15 protein-coding genes are annotated in these 15,955 nt (G+C 29.3%); all 15 read left to right on the top strand.

Going from position 1 to position 15,955, the window contains the following annotated elements; all coding sequences use genetic code 11:
* Positions 1-172 precede the first annotated feature (172 nt).
* The gene (locus F3K33_RS04240; RefSeq protein WP_039773425.1) at positions 173-1,948 is read left to right on the top strand and encodes a M3 family oligoendopeptidase; all 1,776 of its coding nucleotides are present in this window, start codon (positions 173-175) and stop codon (positions 1,946-1,948) included.
* Positions 1,949-2,036: 88 nt separating this feature from the next.
* Entirely contained in the window at positions 2,037-2,795 is a 759-nt protein-coding gene (locus F3K33_RS04245; protein WP_023974043.1) for an EFR1 family ferrodoxin, read from the top strand.
* Between the two features lie 108 nt (positions 2,796-2,903).
* Positions 2,904-3,671, top strand: a complete 768-nt coding sequence (locus F3K33_RS04250; RefSeq protein WP_039773426.1) for a hypothetical protein — start codon at positions 2,904-2,906, stop codon at positions 3,669-3,671.
* A gap of 270 nt (positions 3,672-3,941) precedes the next feature.
* On the top strand, positions 3,942-4,250 hold the full coding sequence (gene trxA / locus F3K33_RS04255; RefSeq protein ID WP_023974042.1) for a thioredoxin: 309 nt from the start codon (positions 3,942-3,944) through the stop codon (positions 4,248-4,250).
* Positions 4,251-4,382: 132 nt separating this feature from the next.
* Entirely contained in the window at positions 4,383-4,862 is a 480-nt protein-coding gene (locus F3K33_RS04260) for a glutathione peroxidase (protein WP_023974041.1), read from the top strand.
* A gap of 126 nt (positions 4,863-4,988) precedes the next feature.
* A complete protein-coding gene (locus F3K33_RS04265; protein ID WP_039773427.1) occupies positions 4,989-5,855 on the top strand; it encodes an NAD(P)/FAD-dependent oxidoreductase in 867 nt (288 codons plus the stop codon).
* Positions 5,856-6,029: 174 nt separating this feature from the next.
* Positions 6,030-6,470, top strand: coding sequence for a MarR family winged helix-turn-helix transcriptional regulator (locus F3K33_RS04270; protein ID WP_011968123.1), 441 nt, complete (start codon positions 6,030-6,032; stop codon positions 6,468-6,470).
* A gap of 54 nt (positions 6,471-6,524) precedes the next feature.
* Positions 6,525-7,205: a Crp/Fnr family transcriptional regulator gene (locus tag F3K33_RS04275; RefSeq protein ID WP_011968124.1), complete on the top strand. Its 681-nt coding sequence runs from the start codon at positions 6,525-6,527 to the stop codon at positions 7,203-7,205.
* A 146-nt stretch (positions 7,206-7,351) separates the two neighbouring features.
* Positions 7,352-8,044, top strand: coding sequence for a Crp/Fnr family transcriptional regulator (locus tag F3K33_RS04280; RefSeq protein WP_039773428.1), 693 nt, complete (start codon positions 7,352-7,354; stop codon positions 8,042-8,044).
* Between the two features lie 80 nt (positions 8,045-8,124).
* Positions 8,125-8,892: a formate/nitrite transporter family protein gene (locus F3K33_RS04285; RefSeq protein ID WP_011968126.1), complete on the top strand. Its 768-nt coding sequence runs from the start codon at positions 8,125-8,127 to the stop codon at positions 8,890-8,892.
* 12 nt (positions 8,893-8,904) lie between these two features.
* Positions 8,905-9,915, top strand: a complete 1,011-nt coding sequence (asrA, locus tag F3K33_RS04290) for an anaerobic sulfite reductase subunit AsrA (protein WP_039773429.1) — start codon at positions 8,905-8,907, stop codon at positions 9,913-9,915.
* Entirely contained in the window at positions 9,908-10,702 is a 795-nt protein-coding gene (asrB, locus tag F3K33_RS04295) for an anaerobic sulfite reductase subunit AsrB (RefSeq protein ID WP_039773430.1), read from the top strand. The genes asrA and asrB overlap by 8 nt, the downstream gene beginning before the upstream one ends.
* 12 nt (positions 10,703-10,714) lie before the next feature.
* On the top strand, positions 10,715-11,680 hold the full coding sequence (gene asrC / locus F3K33_RS04300; RefSeq protein ID WP_017211747.1) for a sulfite reductase subunit C: 966 nt from the start codon (positions 10,715-10,717) through the stop codon (positions 11,678-11,680).
* Positions 11,681-12,171: 491 nt separating this feature from the next.
* Complete coding sequence (gene hcp, locus F3K33_RS04305; protein WP_039773431.1) at positions 12,172-13,809, top strand: hydroxylamine reductase; 1,638 nt, start codon at positions 12,172-12,174, stop codon at positions 13,807-13,809.
* A 297-nt stretch (positions 13,810-14,106) separates the two neighbouring features.
* A complete protein-coding gene (locus tag F3K33_RS04310; RefSeq protein WP_011968131.1) occupies positions 14,107-15,945 on the top strand; it encodes an APC family permease in 1,839 nt (612 codons plus the stop codon).
* Positions 15,946-15,955: the final 10 nt, after the last annotated feature.

The raw sequence follows: 15,955 nt of genomic DNA on the forward strand, positions 1-15,955 counted from the left end.
AATATAAAGCACATGTAATATATGTAAGAATCTAGAAGGTAAACTAAATTTATTATTAGTTAACTTCTAGATTTTTATTATATAATGAATATTTTATAACCTATAATTGATATTATAATGGTATATAATAAAGTTAGGAAAAAATATAAATACAGACTTGGAGTGAATATTTATGGAACTAAATTGGAGCCTAAAGGAAATATATCCGTCATTTGATGGCGATGAATTTAAACAAGACTTAAATAAATTAACAGATATTATTGAAGAAATCAATAAATGGGCATTAGAAGCTACTAAAAATAAAGATAACTTAGTAGAAAAATTAGAGGACTATATAAATAAATTTACAAAAGTAACAGACTTATCTAGTAGAATTAGTATTTTTATAAATCTAAGCTTAAGCGTAAATACAAAGGATAAGAATGCATTGAGGTATTCAGATATTTTAGAAAAGAAATTAACAAATTTAATTGGAAGTTCAGTTAAATTTGAAAGATATATTAGCAGTATAGAAGGCCTGGATGAAATAATAAGTAAGTCTAAGCTACTTAAGGAACATGAATTTATGTTAAAAAATATAGTTGAGCAAAGTCAATATTTGCTCAGCGATAAGGAAGAAAGTATAATTGCTAATATGAAAAATACAGGCTCAAATGCCTGGGCGAAACTTAAGGATAATTTGATTTCTACATTATTAGTAGAAATTGAAGAAGATAATGAAATTAAGCATATACCATTAACAATGGTTTTAAATATGGCCTATGATAAGGATGCAACTGTAAGAAAAAAAGCATATGAAGCAGAAATAAAATCTTATAAAAAGGTAGAAGAAGGTGTAGCTGCGGCATTAAATGGAATAAAGGGTGAAGTTTTAACAGTTTGTGATTTTAGGGGATATAAATCTCCACTTGAAAAGACACTCATAGATTCAAGAATGAGTGAAGAGTCTTTAGAGGCAATGTTTTTAGCTATGAAAGAAAGTCTTCCGGTATTTAGGAAATATTTGAGAAGAAAAGGTGAAATGTTAGGTCATAAAAACGGACTACCATTTTATGATTTATATGCACCTGTTTGCGAAGCAGATATGAAGTTTACATACGAAGAAGGTACTAAATTTGTTGAAAAAAACTTCAGAACATTTAGTGACAACTTAGGAGATTTTGCAAGGAAAGCAATTGATAATCATTGGATAGATGTAAAACCAAAGGAAGGAAAAGTAGGTGGAGCTTTTTGCGAGAATCTACATTTCAATGGAGAGAGTAGAATACTCCTAAACTATGGCGATAATTTTGGAGATGTAGTAACTCTCGCCCATGAATTAGGTCATGGTTTTCACGAAGAGTGTTTAAATAATGAGACTACGTTAAATTCAGATTATCCAATGCCGATAGCAGAAACCGCATCTACATTTTGTGAAACAATAATAAAAAAGGCAGCAATAAAAGATGCTTCTAAGAATGAAGCTTTAGCAATCCTTGAAACTGAAATTAGCGATTGCACACAAGTTATTGTTGATATATACTCTAGATTCCTATTTGAAAAATCATTTTTCGAAGCTAGAAAAGGAAGTTCTTTAAGTGTTGAGGAAATAAAGGATCTTATGCTGGATGCTCAAAGAGAAGCATATGGAGATGGATTAGATCCTGATTTTTTACATCCATACATGTGGACTTGGAAACCTCATTATTATGATGCCGAGTATAATTATTATAATTTTCCTTATGCGTTTGGATTATTATTTGCAAAAGGATTATATGCTGAATATTTAAAAAAAGGAAAAACTTTTTCGAAGGAGTATGAAAAATTACTTTCAATTACAGGAAAAAATAAAATAGCTGATGTAGCAAGAGTTATGGGCATAGATATAAATGATACAGAATTCTGGAGAAATTCTTTAAAAACTATAGAAGAGGATATAGAAGAATTTATAGATCTTAGTAATAAATAAGAAAAATTTTTATGGAATTATTCATCAAATAAATATATTTTTATTTGATGAATAATAGGTATAGTAGGGGTTAGAGGAGTAATTTTAAATGAAGATATTTTATAATACATCCACTGGTAATTCGTTGTATGTAGCAAAAATAGTAAAAGAAAGTTTTAAAAATTGTGAATTGGTATCTATGAGTAAGGCATTAAAAGAAAACAAGCTTGAAATTTGCGAAGATATTATTGGATTTATATATCCAATCCACTGTTCAGGACTACCAATTGTGGTTAATGAATTTATCTCAAAGTTAAAGATAAATAAAGATGCATATATCTTTGCAATTGGAGTTTCAGGAGGAGGAGGAGCAAATACTAGCTTTGTTCAAATTAATAAATTATTAAAAAGTAATGTTAAAATAAGTAATTATTGTACCATTAGGTATATTTCTAATTATATACGAGCAGGTAGAAATCCTACTAAAGCTAGAGCTGAGGAAACTATAAAAGAAAATGAAAGTAAGATAGTGGATTTTATAGAGTCAGTTAAGAGAAGAGATGCTAAAGAAATTAACTTTAAAGCTGGAATTGGAAATTTAGCATATAAGATATGGAAAGATTTTTATAGAAATAAAGATAGAAACTTTAATGTAAATGAGAAATGCATTAGTTGCAATATGTGTAAGAAAGTTTGCCCGGTAGATAATATCGTGATAGAAAATAATAGACCAAAATGGTTAGGAAAATGCACAGACTGTATGGCTTGTATAAATATATGCCCTAAAGAAGCAATAAATATAGGAAAGTCTACAATTAAAAAGAACAGATATTTAAATCCATATATAAAGAGAGAGGAATTAATATAGAGATATAAGATAAAAAAATAATATAAAAAAATCCTAAAAATGATAACATAAATGTAATAATATGGTAAAATATTTATATAAATAATATATGAATGGGGTTGTCAAGTAATGGGTTTTTTTAAAAAAGATGATATTCAAGAAAAAGAAGTTCAAGTAACTAATGAAACTAAAATTGAGAATTTAGAGATTGATAAAAGAATTTCTAAAAAGAAAAATTTATCTCTTTTTGATGTAGATACGATTCAGTATGTAATTAAAAATTTTCCATCCATGTCCATTGAAATTCAAAGTGGTCTGAGCAACTTGGCAAGCATACTAGAAAATACCATAGACCACATTGAAGATAAGTCAAATGAAATAATTAAAAAAGATAGGGATTTTAAATTAAGTAAAGCTTATAGAGATACATCTATAGCTATATATAGCGTTGTTGAAAACATAAATGAATATGTTAAGTGGATGCAAGATGAATATGAGAAAAATATACAATCTGATGAAGAAAGTATTTGTAATATAAGAAAAGATTTGGTGGAAATTAAGAAAGAAGCATCTATAGATAAAGAAAAACAAGAATTAAAAAATACCTTAATTAATGAAGAAGCTATAGAAATATATAAGGATTTTTCATTAAAAGAACCTAAAGCAATAAAGTTGGATGATAATATTATAGATGTTGAAGATTGGGATGACTTACTTGTTAAAACAGCTGAGGTACTTACAAAACAATATAAAAAAAATAAAAATATTAATAAGACTATGAAATCAATTAAACCAGTTGAAAAAAAATCTCCACAAAATTCTTTTAGGGATACTGTTATAGATATGCTAACGGAGTATAAGATAAATTTTGATGAATTTAAAGTTATAGTGAAGTAAGATATGTAGAGTAATTCTTGTATTTCAAATAAATCAGCTTACATGCAAAGAAATATTTGCATTTTAAGCTGATTTTTTATATAGTTAAATAATAATAAAAATATTGACAATGAATATTATAAAAAGTACAATATGATTATAAAAGATTGAGTTAAATTTAATTTATAAAAATTTATTTTTTTTATGAATAGTAAATATAAAAAAGTTTAAAATAGCTAGAGATATGTTTAAAAAAGCTTTAGTTTAATTTATAAGATGGAGGAATAAAGTATGAAAATAGTAGATACTAACGAATTTAAAAATGAAATAGAGAGTGGAGTTACAGTTGTAGATTTCTTTGCAACTTGGTGTGGACCTTGTAAAATGTTATCTCCAGTGCTTGAAGGATTATCAGGCGAAATGGAAGGAAAGGCTAAATTTATTAAAGTTGATATAGATCAAAGTTTAGACTTAGCGAATGAGTTTCAAATTTCAAGCGTTCCAACAATGATAATATTCAAAGATGGACAAAAAGCAGAGCAACTTATAGGATTTTTACCAAAAGAAAAAATTCAACAAGTAATTGAAAGTAATCTATAAAATATTTTCTACATTAAAAAACATAGTGCAATATTAAAATGTACTATGTTTTAATTTTCAATAAATAAGTTGAGTAAAATTAAATTTTATAAAGTTTACTTTTTAAGCATAATTATGTAAGGAGAGATAATCATGAATTTTTATAGTTTTTCTGCAAATAAAATGAATGGTCAAGAAGTAAAAATGGAAGAATATAAAGGGAAAGTAGTCTTAATAGTAAATACTGCGAGTAAGTGCGGATTTACACCACAATTTGAAGCGTTAGAAGATATTTATAAGGAATATAAAGATCAGGGATTAGAAATATTAGGTTTTCCATGCAATCAGTTTGCCAAACAAGATCCATCTAGCAATGAGGAAATAAATTCGTTTTGCAAATTAAATTATGGAGTTACTTTTACTATGTTTGAGAAAATTGATGTAAATGGAACTAGCGCACATCCGCTATATGAATTCTTGAAAAATAAAAAAAGAGGACTCTTTAATAAGGAGATAAAATGGAATTTTACTAAGTTTTTAGTTAATAAAGATGGAGAAGTTATAGGGCGATATTCTCCAACAACAAAGCCATCAAAAATTAAAGAAGATATTATAAATTTGTTAAATGCTTAAATTATTGCATTTTTGAAATAGACATTAAGTGGTGCAGAAGATATATTATAATTATATAGTTTAAATAAGATAGTTTATAATAGAAATAGGTTTATAATTAAATATACGTAAATGGAGGAAAAAAAGATGAGCGAAAGATATGATATAGCAATAATAGGAAGTGGACCTGCAGGTTTGTCAGCTGCATTGAATGCAAGAATAAGAAAAAAGAATTTTATAATATTTGGGAATAAGGAACTTACTAGTAAGCTTGCAAAAGCTCATGAAATAAATAATTATCTAGGCTTTTATAAAAAAAGCGGTAAAGAATTGCAAGAAGAGTTTAATAAACATTTAGAAGAAATGGATATAAATATAACTGAAGAGAGAATTAATAATGTATATGCCATGGGAGACTATTTTGCTTTAATGGTAAATGAAAAAATGTATGAAGCTACATCAGTAATATTAGCCACAGGTGTTGAATACGGAAAATTATTTGATGGAGAAGAAAGACTTCTTGGAAAAGGAGTAGGATATTGTGCAACTTGTGATGCTCCACTATATAGAGGAAAGGTAGTTACAATAGTTTCTTATAATAAGCATGAGGAAGAAGAGGCTAATTTTATTGCATCAATAGCATCTAAAGTAAATTATATTCCTATGTATAAGGAAAAAGTTGAGGTAGATCCTTCTATAGAAATTATAAATGATACACCAGTTGGAATTATAGGAGAGGATAAAGTAAGCAAGCTGAAGTTAAAGAATTCAGAAATTGAAACAGATGGTATTTTTATACTTAGAGATAGCATTTCTCCAGGGCAATTGGTACCAGGATTAAAGATAGTTGATAACCATATTGAGGTAGATAGATTAATGAGGACGAGTATCAAAGGATGTTTCGCAGCTGGCGATATTGTTGGAAAGCCATATCAATATATAAAGTCAGCTGGAGAAGGCAATATAGCCACTTTATCGGCAGTAAGTTATGTTGATTCTGTTTCTAAAAAATAGTAAAGCTATAGAAATAAGATATGTTATCTATAATATTGAGCATAAGTAAGCTTTATGTATTGGACGAAAAGTGCTATATTAAAATTGACATGCCAAAGCAAAAAAGTTAAACTTACTTTGGTTTGTTAAAATTAAATTTATATAAATGATATGGCGGTTATAGGAGAATGAATTATGAATAAATCAAAAAAATATGAAAGTATCAAATTAGACAATCAAGTTTGCTTTTCTTTATATGCAGCATCAAGGGAAATAATAAAATTATATAAACCAATTCTGGATAAATTCAATCTAACATATACACAATATATCGCGATGCTGGTATTATGGGAAGATGAAAAGAGTACGGTTAAGGATATAGGACGAAGATTGCACTTAGATTCTGGTACATTGACGCCACTATTAAAGAAGATTGAAGGAATGGGATTAATAACAAGATATAGAGACACAAATGATGATAGAGTAGTAATTATTGAATTAACTGAAAAAGGAAGACTTCTAAAGGATGACATATTAGAAGTACCACGTCAAATAGTATGTAAAGCTAACATAACAACTGAAAGTGCTATTGAATTAAAAAGAAATTTAGATGAATTATTAAAATCTTTAGAGTAACTTTGACTGATTTTGTCTGGGCCCTGATTAGATATTTTTTGGAGGAATTTCTATATGGAAGATGTACTTAATAAATTAAAGGGAAATGAATTTTTTCAAGATTTAAGTGTTGAGGAAATTAGGGATCTTATTTCAAATATTGGATATAATTTAAGATCATATAAAAAGGGAGAAATTATTGCTAATGAAGAAGATGAATGCAATAGTTTAGGTTTTGTTTTAGAGGGGATAGTCGAAATTCAAAGAATATACCTTAGCGGAAAACAAATAATTCTAAAGAGACTAAGTAATGGAGATGTATTTGGTGAGGCATTAGTATTCTCAAAGAAATCAAAATATCCATCTACAGTTATAGCTTTTAGTGACTGTAATATACTTTATATAAGCAGAGCGGACATACTAAAATTATGTACAAGTGATGAAAGAGTATTAGGGAACTTTATGTCTTCATTGAGTAATAAGATATTTATGTTAAATTCAAAGATAAAAAGTATAGCGTTTAAAAGCATCAAACATAAAGTTATAAACTACATATTAGAACAGGCAAAGAGCCAAAAAAGTGAAATAGTTAAACTGAAAGAAAATAAAGAAGAAATTGCATCTTCACTAGGTATTCCTAGACCATCTTTATCAAGAGAATTAATGAATCTTAGAGATCTAAATTATATTGAGTTTGATAGAAATATAATTAAAATTTTAAATATTGAAGAGTTAGAAGCAGAATTATTTGATTAAAATGATATATATTGATATTTCATAAGGCAGAGGTATACGTAGAAATCATTAATATAAAATAATTTTATTATAATAGAATAATTAGGTTAGCTTACTATCGCAAATATTATTTTATTAAGTTTATAGTAAGTAATTAGGAGTTATTTATGAAAAATATTTCTGAAGAACAGTTAGAGGAGTTAGAAATTTTTAATGGTGTTTCTAAATCATCTCTAAGCAAGCTTAAGGATTTTGGAGAAGTTAAAAAGTATAAGCCTGGAAATCATCTTTTTAGAGATAAAGAAGAAGTATCTACTTTATATGTAGTATTAAGCGGAAGTATATCTCTATATAAATTAAATGAGAATGGAAATAAACGTGTTATATTCATTTTGGGTAGAGGTAAAATGATTAATGATGTTATTATACAAGATTTACCGTCGTCTATAAATTGTGAGATATTTGAAGAGTCTTATATATTAAGTTATGACAAATATACATTTTTGAAGATTATGGAGGATGATTTTACCCTTACCAAGAATGTTATGTTCTCATTAGCTATGAAAGTAAGAAGATTGTATAGGCAGCTAAAGAATGCAACAGGTGTAGTAAGAATGGAAAAGAAACTTGCGGCAAAACTTTGGAAACTTAGCAGAGATTATGGAGTTAAGTGCGAGGATGGAGTAACTATTAATATGAATATAAGTGTAACATATCTAGCAGATTTACTTGGCTCAAAAAGAGAAACTGTATCCAGATCACTAAAAATACTTTTGGACAATAAATTAATTAAGTATGAGAATAGAAAAATTAAAGTAATTGATCAAGATAAATTATCAAAATTTTTTAAAGCACCGTGATTTATATCACGGTGCTTTATTTATTAATAACTTATAATTAATTTATAGGTAAACGTATATATGAAAGGGGAATTTATAGTATGTTTTGTGAAGAATTTAACAGTGTAATTATGGCAGCCAAGGCAAAAGTTAATTTATTAAAGACAAATAAACTAGGATATTTCATAAGTTCAATGCTTGCAGGTCTTTATGTGGGTATGGGAATTATGCTTATATTCACAATAGGAGGATTATTAGGTGGTAGTGGATCACCTGCTACAAAAATAGTCATGGGAGTATCCTTTGGAGTTGCCCTTAGTTTAGTAATTATGGCAGGATCAGAACTTTTTACAGGAAACAACTTTATTATGACAGCTGCTTCTTTAAGAAAAGAAGTAAAGTGGACAGACACTATTAACATATGGATAGTTTGTTTTATAGGAAATTTAGTTGGTTCTATTATTGCAGGATATTTATTTTATGCTACAGGACTTACAGCTGGACCCGTTGGAGAATTTATTGCAAAAACATCAGCAGCTAAAATGAGTGTACCATTTCTACCATTATTAGTACGTGGGATTTTTTGTAATATACTAGTCTGCTTAGCTACATGGTGTAGTTTTAAATTAAAAAGTGAATCAGCTAAGCTTATTATGATATTTTGGTGTTTATTTGCATTTATAACAGCAGGTTTTGAACATAGTGTTGCCAATATGACTCTTTTGACAATAGGATTACTTAATCCGGGAGCTGCAAGTGTAAGCATTATGGGTTATGTGTATAACATAGGTGTAGTAACACTTGGAAATATGATTGGTGGAGCAGTATTTCTAGCACTACCTTATTATATAATTTCAAAAAAGAAGTAAAGGAGTAAGCTGATGGGATATAAATTAAGCAAAAATGATATTAATAAAGTATTCGAAGATTTATCAAAAGAATATGTAGTATATGCACCAAAATTATTTGAAGGTGAAGGTAGTTTCTCTGATACTGATAGAGTACGTTATGGTGAAATAAAAACAATAGATGATATAGTTTTTGATCAAAAGGCCCAATATTCATATAAGGAAGTATTACTTCCTATATCTCAAACACTTTTCTATTTCACAGAAGATTCCATAAAGGAAGCAGATGCTCCTAAAAAAGGTGCTATCATTTTCTTAAGAAGCTGTGACTTACATGCGGTAAAACGTATGGATGACATTTATTTAAGAAATGGACAAGAAGATTATTATTATAAGAGAATAAGAGAAAATGCAAAATTTATTTTAATAGGATGTGAAAACTCATTTGAAAATTGCTTTTGTGTAAGTATGGAAACAAATAAAAATGATGAATATAATGCATACTTAAAAGTAAATGGAGATAATGTATATGTAGATGTTAAAGATGAGGAGTTAGGAAAGCTATTTAAGGTTGATGAAACTTTAGATGTTAAACCAGACTTTGTAACGGAAAACAGTGTAAAGGTTTCGATACCAGATAATCTTTCTTTAGATGTTATGAAATCAGATATGTGGAAAGAGTACAGTGCTCGTTGTATTGCTTGCGGAAGATGTAATTTTGTTTGTCCTACATGTACTTGCTTTACAATGCAGGATGTCTTCTATACTGATAATGGTAAAGCAGGTGAAAGACGAAGAGTATGGGCATCTTGCCATGTAGATGGATATACAAATATGGCTGGAGGACATAGTTTTAGGTTAGATAAAGGACAACGTATGCGTTTTAAAGTACTACACAAAGTATATGACTATAAAAAGAAATGGGGATATCATATGTGTGTGGGATGTGGAAGATGTGATGATATCTGCCCAGAATATATATCATTCTCTAACTGTGTGAACAAATTAAAAGATGGTATGAAAGAGGTGGCAGACAATGAGTAAAAATGAATATATTCCTTTTTTATCAGAAATTAAAGAAGTAATTAAACATACAGAAATAGAATATACTTTTCGAATGGAGTTTAATGGTGATGTAAAACCAGGACAGTTCTTTGAAGTTTCATTACCAAAGTTTGGTGAAGCACCTATTTCAGTAAGTGGTATTGGAGAGGGCACTGTAGACTTAACTATAAGACGTGTTGGAAAAGTAACTAATGAAATATTTAATAATTATGTTGGCGATAAATTATTTCTAAGAGGACCTTATGGTAATGGCTTTGATATTGAAAATTACAAAGGAAAAGAATTAATAGTTGTTGCAGGGGGAACAGGTCTTTCTCCAGTAAGAGGAGTTGTAGATTACTTTGCAAAAAATGCAGGTGAAGCAGAAAGTTTTACTCTGATTGCAGGATTTAAATCTCCTAATGACGTTTTATTCAAAGATGATATTAAAATGTGGAAAAGTAATATAAATCTTATTCTAACTGTTGATAATGCAGAAGAAGGATACAATGGAAATGTTGGAATGGTCACAAAATATATTCCTGATTTGCTAATAAAGGATATTAATAATACGGTGGTTATTGTAGTAGGACCTCCTATTATGATGAAGTTTACTGTTGCAGAGTTTTTAAAACGTGGTATAGATGAAAATAATGTTTGGATTTCACAAGAAAGAAAAATGTGTTGTGGAATAGGAAAGTGTGGACACTGTAAAATAGATGATACTTATATTTGTTTAGATGGTCCTGTTTTCAATTATTCAAAAGGCAAATTCTTAATAGATTAGGAGGGGTTAGTTGTGGATTTAAATACAAAGGCAATCAAGAAAAATGCTTTTAGAGTCACTAAAAAAAGAGGAATAACTGCCTCTAGAATTAGAGTTCCTGGAGGGCATTTAGATGCAGAATTATTAGGAATGATACAAGAAATATCACAAAAGTATGGTGATGGAACTGTTCATATAACAACACGTCAAGGTTTTGAAGTACCAGGTATAAGCTTTGAGGATATGGATAAAGTAAATGAATTATTACAACCAATTATTGAAAAGTTAGAAATAAATCAAGAAATACCAGGAAAAGGATATACTGCTGCAGGAACTAGAAATGTATCAGCATGTGTTGGAAACAATGTTTGTCCGTTTGCTAATTATAATACAACTAATTTTGCAAAGAAAATAGAAAAAGCTATTTTTCCAAATGATTTACATTTTAAAATCGCATTAACAGGATGTCCTAATGATTGTATTAAAGCAAGAACACACGACTTTGGGATAATTGGAATGACAGAACCACAATATAATATTGATAGATGTGTAAGTTGCATGGCATGTGTGAAAGCTTGTAAGAAAAAATCAGTAGGAGCACTTGAAGCCATTAACTATAAAATCGTAAGAAATAAAGAAAAATGTATTGGTTGTGGTGAATGTGCAAATGCGTGTCCTACTGGGGCATGGACAAGAAGTAAAGAAAAATATTATAAGTTAGTTCTTATGGGAAGATCAGGTAAGAAGAACCCTCGTCTTGCTGAAGATTTCTTAATTTGGGCTGATGAGCAAAGTATAATTAAAATAATATTAAATACTTATAAATTTGTTGAAGAATATATAGACAAAGATGCTCCAGGTGGAAAAGAGCATATTGGTTATATAATTGATAGAGTTGGATTTGAAGAATATAAAAAGTGGGCATTAAAGGATGTAGAATTCCCGGAAAAAACTATCATCAAAGAACGTATTTATTGGAGTGGAATACATTTCTGCTAGAATTAAATGTATCACAAAGAACTTAAAATGAGGAAACGAACAATCGAAATAGAATACATATATGTTCCTCAGGACTATGAAAAATCTCGCTGATAATATCTAAATGGAAGGTTGCATCACTTCTGCATGCTCCTGTGGCAAGCACAGGACAAGCAAAAGTGAAACAACCTGCCATTAAGATATTCCAACAGCTTATTTTTCAATGCCTGCTCCACATATATGTATTCTATTTCTTTGTATTGCTATCAATTAAAGTAATTACCATAACTTTAATTTATGGTGACTTAGAGTATATATGAATTCTAGGTTATTTTTATGTATTTATAAAAATAATTCCAAAAGATTTATTGATCGTAACAAATGAAACAGAGTATTTTATAATTTCAATGTAAAATAGGTTCATAAGGTGATTCGAGGGAATGTACCTAACTGATATAGAAATTTATAAAAATTTATTTGATAAAAATTAAGTGTGTGGAGGAGATTTCAATATGGATAATAAAATGTTTTGTTTTCAATGTCAAGAAGCAGCAGGATGTACAGGATGTACTGTAAAAGGTGTGTGTGGTAAGACTCCAGATCTTGCTAAGATGCAAGATTTATTAATATATGTAACTAGAGGTTTATCAGAAGTTGCAACAAAAGCTAGAGAAGAAGGGATTGCTGTATCACAAGCTATAAATACTACAGTAACTATGAACCTTTTTACTACTATAACTAATGCTAACTTTGATAAAGAAGTATTTTACGGAAGAGTAAAAGATACTTTAAAAATAAAAGAAGAATTATTAGGAAAATTAGCTAACAAAGAAAGCTTAAGTGCAGCTGCGTTATATAATGCAGAAACAAGAGAAGAAATGGAAGCTAAAGCAGAGACTGTTGGTGTATTAGCTACTGAAAATGAAGATATCAGAAGTTTAAGAGAACTTATTACTTATGGATTAAAAGGTTTATCTGCATACATGAAACATGCAAATGCTTTAGGATATGAAGATGAAAATATATGTGCATTTATGCAAAAAGCATTATCATTAACTGCTAATAATAACGTAACAATAGATGAATATATAGCATTAACTTTAGAAACAGGAAAAGTTGGTGTTGATGGGATGGCGTTATTAGATAAAGCTAATACAGAAAGTTATGGTAATCCAGAAATAACAAAAGTAAATATCGGAGTTGGAACAAATCCAGGAATATTAATTTCAGGACATGACTTAAAAGACTTAGAACAACTATTAATTCAAACAGAAGGAACAGGAATAGATGTGTATACACATTCTGAAATGTTACCAGCTCACTACTATCCACATTTAAAGAAATACTCACACTTAGTAGGTAACTACGGAAATGCATGGTGGAAACAACCAGAAGAATTTGAAAGCTTTAATGGACCAATACTTATGACTACAAACTGTATAGTTCCTCCAAGAGATAGTTACAAAGGAAGATTATATACTACTGGATCAGCAGGTTATGAAGGATGCTCTCATATTGCAGCTGATGAAAATGGAAAGAAAGATTTCTCTGTAATTATTGAACAAGCTAAGAAATGTGCAGCACCTACTCAAATTGAAGAAGGAGAAATCGTTGGTGGATTTGCTCATAACCAAGTATTAGCTTTAGCTGATAAAGTAGTTGATGCAGTAAAAACTGGAGCAATTAAGAAATTCTTCGTTATGGCAGGTTGCGATGGTAGACAAAAAGCTAGATCATACTACACAGACTTTGCAGCAGCTCTTCCAAAAGATACTGTTATATTAACAGCTGGTTGTGCAAAATATAAATACAACAAGTTAGATTTAGGAGACATAGGTGGAATTCCAAGAGTTTTAGATGCAGGACAATGTAATGATTCATACTCATTAGCAGTAATTGCATTGAAACTTAAAGAAGTATTCGGTCTTGAAGATATAAATGAATTACCAATAGCATTTAATATTGCATGGTATGAACAAAAAGCAGTAATAGTATTATTATCTCTATTACACTTAGGAGTAAAGAATATTCACTTAGGACCAACTCTTCCTGCATTCCTTTCACCAAATGTAGCTAATGTTTTAGTAGAAAACTTTGGTATAGGTGGAATTACAAATGTTGAAGATGATATGGCAATGTTCTTAAGATAAATTAATATAAGATAAATAATAGAAGAAGATAGCTGGTATGAAACTAGTTATCTTCTTTCTTTTTAGTTAGAATACAGTAAGTAGCAAAGACAAAATCGTACTGTCGAAAAATATTTAAAAATAAAGTTGTATTGAAAACGTATTTATAAAAATAAATATATTTACATCAATAATATATAGATATATAATCTGTATGTTGTAATAGCAGGTAATAAAAAAGGAGGGGAAAATCCTTTTTATTACCTGTTGTATAAAGTTGAAATTGCATAGTAATTTTTACAATATGGGGGAAGAATTATGTTTAAAAAAATTCAATCATTATTGATTGGAAGAGCTCTTAAAACTAACGAATTAGCTGAAGAAAAATTTAGTGTTATTTGGGGGCTGCCAATATTATCAAGTGATGCTATTTCATCGGTAGCTTATGCAAGTGAAGAAATACTATTAGTTCTTATACCTATTCTTGGTATGCGTGCATATGGATCCATGATAGAAATAGCAATAGCAATTACAGTTTTATTAGGAATAATAGTGTTTTCATATAGACAAATAATCGATAATTTTCCTCATGGGGGTGGATCGTATATTGTTGCGAGCGAAAATATAGGTAAGCTTCCAGGATTGGTGGCAGCGTCATCATTAATAATTGATTATTTATTAACTGTTGCAGTTAGTACCTGTGCAGGAGCAGCTGCAATAACATCAGCGATTCCAGCCTTGTTGCCGTATCAACCGTTAATAGCTATTTTTGTAATAGGGTTAATAACATTAGGAAATCTTAGAGGAATAAGGGATTCATCTAAGTTATTTGGAATACCAACATATTTATTTATATTATCAATAATAATAATGATAATAACAGGAGTATTCAAAGTATTAGTGTTGAAAGAAAGTCCAGAGCAATTATATGTAGTTCCACAAGCAGCTGGAGATTTAACTTTGTTATTATTCCTAAAGGCCTTTTCTTCAGGATGTACTGCTTTGACAGGTATCGAAGCGGTAAGTGATGGAATACCTAATTTTAAAAATCCAGCTCAGAAGAATGCGAAAATAGTATTAGGAACATTAGCTTGTATTGTTTTTATTATATTTGGTGGGATATCATACCTCTCAACAATGTACAAAGCAGTTCCAGGTCAAGATATTACAGTGATAGCACAAATAGCGATCCAAGTTTTTGGACAAAACAGTTTAATGTTTTTTATAGTACAAGCTACGACAGCTATTATTCTTACACTTGCAGCTAATACTGCATTTTCAGATTTGCCGCTACTGTTATCAATATTAGCTAAGGATGGATATGTTCCAAGACAACTTGGGAAAAGGGGAACTAGATTAAGTTTTTCAAATGGAATAGTATTGTTATTTCTAGTATCCTCACTTTTAGTTTATATTGCAGATGGTAGTACTCATATGTTGTTATCTTTATATGCGGTTGGTGTATTTATATCATTCACATTATCACAATTTGGAATGTTTAGAAAATGGACTAAGAGCAAGGAAGGGCATTGGAGACATAAAGCGTTTATAAATGGGTTAGGGGCAGCTGTTACAGCAGCAACATGCATAATAATAGGTGTAGAGAAGTTTAAGCATGGAGCATGGATTGTGCTTGTATGCATACCGATACTTGTAACAGGAATGTTAAGAGTTAGAAGACACTATACTAAAGTTAGAGAGAACTTAAAAATAGAAACAGGTTTAGAGAGTTTAATTGTAAGAGAAGCAATAACAAAACATGTTATTGTGCCAGTTCAAACAATTAATAAATCTTTCATTAAGAGTTTAAATTGCGCTTTAACTCTTGGGGAGAACATAGAAGTTTATCATGTTAGTACAGATGAAGAAGTCACAAAGAAACTAATAGAAAAGTATAATAAGCTTGGGATAGCAGCTCAATTGGTCATAGAAAATGCGCCATACAGAAATGTTAACGAAAAACTTTTAGCGTATGTGGAAGAAAAACATAAGCACTTAAAGAAACACGAAGTAATAACAATAGTAATGCCTCAATTTATCATACATAAATGGTGGCATCAGACACTTCATAATCAAACGTCAATACTTTTAAGAAGATCTATACTTAAGATGAGAAATGTAGTTATTGTAACTGTGCCTTATATAATTAATGAATAGGATCATATAA

It is taken from the genome of Clostridium beijerinckii (genome assembly GCF_008705175.1).
In the GTDB taxonomy this organism is placed as follows: domain Bacteria; phylum Bacillota; class Clostridia; order Clostridiales; family Clostridiaceae; genus Clostridium; species Clostridium beijerinckii.

Bases quoted from the DNA above. Each gene is read 5' to 3' on its own strand.
- F3K33_RS04240 (WP_039773425.1), top strand. From the start codon at position 173: ATGGAACTAAATTGGAGCCTAAAGGAAATATATCCGTCATTTGATGGC.
- F3K33_RS04245 (WP_023974043.1), top strand. From the start codon at position 2,037: ATGAAGATATTTTATAATACATCCACTGGTAATTCGTTGTATGTAGCA.
- F3K33_RS04250 (WP_039773426.1), top strand. From the start codon at position 2,904: ATGGGTTTTTTTAAAAAAGATGATATTCAAGAAAAAGAAGTTCAAGTA.
- trxA (WP_023974042.1), top strand. From the start codon at position 3,942: ATGAAAATAGTAGATACTAACGAATTTAAAAATGAAATAGAGAGTGGA.
- F3K33_RS04260 (WP_023974041.1), top strand. From the start codon at position 4,383: ATGAATTTTTATAGTTTTTCTGCAAATAAAATGAATGGTCAAGAAGTA.
- F3K33_RS04265 (WP_039773427.1), top strand. From the start codon at position 4,989: ATGAGCGAAAGATATGATATAGCAATAATAGGAAGTGGACCTGCAGGT.
- F3K33_RS04270 (WP_011968123.1), top strand. From the start codon at position 6,030: ATGAATAAATCAAAAAAATATGAAAGTATCAAATTAGACAATCAAGTT.
- F3K33_RS04275 (WP_011968124.1), top strand. From the start codon at position 6,525: ATGGAAGATGTACTTAATAAATTAAAGGGAAATGAATTTTTTCAAGAT.
- F3K33_RS04280 (WP_039773428.1), top strand. From the start codon at position 7,352: ATGAAAAATATTTCTGAAGAACAGTTAGAGGAGTTAGAAATTTTTAAT.
- F3K33_RS04285 (WP_011968126.1), top strand. From the start codon at position 8,125: ATGTTTTGTGAAGAATTTAACAGTGTAATTATGGCAGCCAAGGCAAAA.
- asrA (WP_039773429.1), top strand. From the start codon at position 8,905: ATGGGATATAAATTAAGCAAAAATGATATTAATAAAGTATTCGAAGAT.
- asrB (WP_039773430.1), top strand. From the start codon at position 9,908: ATGAGTAAAAATGAATATATTCCTTTTTTATCAGAAATTAAAGAAGTA.
- hcp (WP_039773431.1), top strand. From the start codon at position 12,172: ATGGATAATAAAATGTTTTGTTTTCAATGTCAAGAAGCAGCAGGATGT.
- F3K33_RS04310 (WP_011968131.1), top strand. From the start codon at position 14,107: ATGTTTAAAAAAATTCAATCATTATTGATTGGAAGAGCTCTTAAAACT.